Below are 2,753 nucleotides of genomic sequence, written 5' to 3' on the forward strand. Positions count from 1 at the left end.
AGTGCGACACGTTCGCAGGCGGTAAAAAGTCTGCGCACAGTGTTGGTTTATTAAATAATAACCAGTCTGTGAACTGGTAATCCGATAGGTGGAATGATGGGGTAACGCCCTGAAACGTCTATCCTTGACGGACTTGCGTCAGCTGTAATGGCTGGGGTGAGAAGCTCCGTGACAACGACCGAGAGTAGTCGTAGGAATCTGCCAAAAGATTCTCGAAAACGCCCCAGAGGTGGGGTGCGCTACCTATAGGTCTAGGATCTATAAAATATCTATGGTTAGAATGTTTACTTTGGCGAGTAAACTGACGAAAACTGCGAATGTACGGTTCTAAAAGAAGACCATATAGAAATGTATGGGTGCGTTAAAGCGCAGTCAGTGTGGTTCAGTAGAAATTGACCCTACGAACGACCATGTTGTGTTACAGGCACATCCAAGCTGACAGGACTATAGCAGAGACCTAAGGATATATGTACAGATAGGATTATCGGAACGTGGAAAGGCATCAGATTCCATTATGGGATAGCCTGACGAAGAAAATAAGCAGGTGAACTGGTGCTGAAAAGCCGTGATCGAACTTATGATGAGTTCTGCGAAAAAGAGGAACTCGGAGGAATGGTCACAAGTCGGTTGAAATAAACAGGCATTATTCAGTCTTATGATAAGGATTACGAGTAAGACCAAAAGGGTCACTTTCGAGAGGAGGTGATGCCTTATGCCAAAGAAAAGTAAAACATTATGTGTAGATGACCTGCGTCATGCGGAGTACTATGGAATGCAAGATACTTTTGATGAACTATATCAAAAAAGTCAGAACGGTGAAGTATTTGAGAATCTTATGGATTTGATAGTGAGCAGGGATAACATTTTACTTGCGTACCGAAACATCAAAGCGAACAAAGGCAGCTACACGGCAGGAACAGATAAAAAGAACATCACAGATATTGGGAGTCGAACTCCTGATGATGTGGTAAAAAGAGTGAGATTTATTGTTACGGGAAGCGAACACGGCTACAGACCAAAGCCTGTAAGACGGAAAGATATCCCGAAACCAAACGGAAAAACACGTCCGCTGGGAATCCCATGCATATGGGATAGGCTGATACAGCAATGTATCAAGCAGATCATGGAACCAATCTGCGAAGCAAAGTTCAGCAATAATAGTTATGGATTTCGTCCGAACAGATCCGTTGAACATGCCATTAACAGAACCTACACCATGCTTCAAATGATGAACCTTCATTATGTTATTGAGTTTGATATTAAAGGATTTTTCGATAACGTAAATCATAGCAAGTTAATCAGACAGATATGGTCGCTGGGTATCCATGATAAAACGCTGATTTTTATTATCAAGCGAATACTAACAGCTCCAATTAAAATGCCCGATAATACAACGGTATTGCCCGACAAGGGTACACCACAGGGAGGAATTATCTCACCACTACTGGCAAACATCGTTCTAAATGAATTGGATTGGTGGATAGCCAGTCAATGGGAGGAAAATCCAATTGCTATAAGCAGAGGGCGAGAAAGAATAATCGGAAAAACTAAGGTTTTTGATAAAAGCCATGGTTATAGGATTATGAAAAACACAGAAATGAAAGAAATGCATATCATTCGGTATGCGGACGATTTTAGGATTTTCTGTAGAACGAAAGAGGACGCAGTCAGGACAAAAGAAGCGGTTACGGAGTGGATTGAAGAGAGGTTGAAATTAGAGGTGTCTCCTGAGAAAACAAGGATTGTGAACACCAGAAAACGGTGGTCAGAGTTTCTTGGATTCAAAATAAGGGTAAGGTTGAAGCATCATAAATATGTGGTGCAGTCGGCAATCTGTGACAAAAAGGTTGAAATTGAAAGAGCAAAGCTAGTGGAACAAGCGAAAAACATCGCAAAACCCAGAGAGAAAAAAAGTTGTTTATCAGAAATTCAGCTATATAACTCCATGGTGTTAGGCATACAGAATTACTATCAGCTTGCCACCTGTATCAGTATTGATTGCAGAGAATTCCATAGGCGAGTAATGACAGTTTTGACGAACAGGTTAAATACAGAAACAGGAAGTATGCTAAAACGTGAGGGTGGAACTATCACCCAAGCAGAAAAGGAAAGATTCGGACAGTCAAAAATGATTCGATATGTTTCAGGAATTGACCAGATGATCTATCCGATTGCATTCATCAAAAATAAAATACCGATGGCGAAGCGATCAATCGTTTGTAGTTATACAAAAGAAGGTCGTGCTCTGATTCATACAGAACTTAACCTTAATCAGTATGTTCTGAAAGGACTGAGAGAAAAAATATCCGTTGGTCATAGCACAGAATACCATGACAGTAAAATATCTTTATTTTCTGCTCAAAAGGGAAAATGTGCAATCAGTGGAGAAGAATTCGCAGATGCGGAACATGTAGCTGTATGGCTCAAAGTACCAGGATCACTTGGTGGATTTGAAAGATATAAAAACATGGTTCTGATTCACAAAAAATATCTGATTCTGTTACAAGAACTGCCCCAAGCAGCAATAAAAGACCTGATAAAAACACTCAATATCACAAAAAAGATGCTCGTGAAAATCAATAGTCTGCGAGAGCAGGCGAACCTGTCAGCAATAATATAAAACTTAAATTTGGTGACTGATTAAATGTCTTGTGAAGACAATCGATGGAGCGCCGGATGCGGTGAAAGTCGCATGTCCGGTGTGAAGTGGGGGAAAAGGTGGAGATAATATCAAAACCTTACCTATCACTATA

At 40.6% G+C, this 2,753-nt stretch carries 1 protein-coding gene; it reads left to right on the plus strand.

Annotated features, from left to right (window positions below):
• Positions 1–712: 712 nt before the first annotated feature.
• Entirely contained in the window at positions 713–2,620 is a 1,908-nt protein-coding gene (ltrA, locus tag DWZ60_RS16780) for a group II intron reverse transcriptase/maturase (protein ID WP_109258339.1), read from the plus strand.
• The last annotated feature ends 133 nt before the right edge of the window (positions 2,621–2,753 follow it).

The sequence above is a fragment of the Blautia sp. AF34-10 genome, from assembly GCF_003477865.1.
GTDB lineage: Bacteria > Bacillota > Clostridia > Lachnospirales > Lachnospiraceae > Fusicatenibacter > Fusicatenibacter saccharivorans.

Coding starts and splice junctions, on each gene's coding strand:
- ltrA (WP_109258339.1), top strand. CDS start 713: ATGCCAAAGAAAAGTAAAACATTATGTGTAGATGACCTGCGTCATGCG.